The sequence below is a fragment of the Mycobacterium sp. IDUB_19 genome (assembly GCF_055419445.1).
The window spans coordinates 1-934 of the sequence record NZ_JBVAXR010000178.1 but is presented as its reverse complement, the minus strand read 5'-3'; the positions used below and the strand labels follow the sequence as shown (position 1 = coordinate 934).

Annotated in this window: 2 protein-coding genes; both read left to right on the top strand. The window is 63.6% G+C overall.

Annotated features, from left to right (window positions below; all coding sequences use genetic code 11):
* On the top strand, positions 1-387 hold a 387-nt coding region (locus ACZY0B_RS27765; protein WP_463767425.1), incomplete at its 5' end, for a zinc-binding dehydrogenase.
* A gap of 11 nt (positions 388-398) precedes the next feature.
* Positions 399-934 (top strand): dioxygenase (locus tag ACZY0B_RS27760; RefSeq protein ID WP_463767424.1); only part of this gene is annotated, 536 nt, incomplete at its 3' end.

Sequence of the window (934 nt, the reverse complement as noted above, 5' to 3'; positions counted from 1 at the left end):
ACCGACGTCGCCGCCGATATCAAACGAGCCAACAAAGGCAAGGGCGTCGACGTCGTGTACGACGCGGTCGGCGGCGTCACCACGGCGGCCGCGCTGGCCGCACTGGCCCATCGCGGCAGGCTGGTGGTCATTAGCGCCGTCGGCCCGTCAAAGGTCGACATCGATCTAAAAGACTTGTACCACAATGAAACCCGGATCTTCGGCGCCGACAGCGGCAAACTCACCATCATCGACTCCGCGCAAATACTTCAGAAAATGTTGCCCTACTTCGAATCCGGAGAGTTCCGGCCACTTCCCATCGTCGCCCGCTACCCCCTCGACGAGAGCGCAGCCGCCTACCGCGCGGTCGCCGGGCACATCGCCGGCCGCGTCGTGATCAACCCCTGAAAGGCACAGCCATGTCAACCAACCTGACCGAACAAACGATCACCGAAGTCGTGCAAAAAACCTTTGACACGTCCACCGACGAACGCTTCCGTCAACTGTTCGTCAGCCTGGTGCAGCACCTGCACGATTTCGCGCGCGAGGTGCGGCTGACCGGCGCCGAATGGTTCACCGCGATGGACTTCATCGAACGGCTCGGCAAGATCTCCAGCCCGACGCGTCAAGAGGTGGTGCTGCTCTCCGACATCCTTGGTCTGTCGATGCTGTTGGACAAGATCAACGAGCCCACTGGGGGATCGGCCACCGACTCGGCGCTGCTGGGACCGTTCTATGTCGAGGGCCGTCCGACCGCGCCTAACGGCGCCGACATCGCCAACGGCGTTGCGGGTACACCGATGTTCGTGACCGCTCGGGTGGTCGACGAAGACGGCAGGCCGATCGCCGGCGCGCATGTCGACACCTGGCACAGCGATGGCACCGGGTTCTACGACGTGCAGATGACCGAGCCGCTGCACGGCGAGTTCGCCATGCGCGCGCTGCTGACCACCGA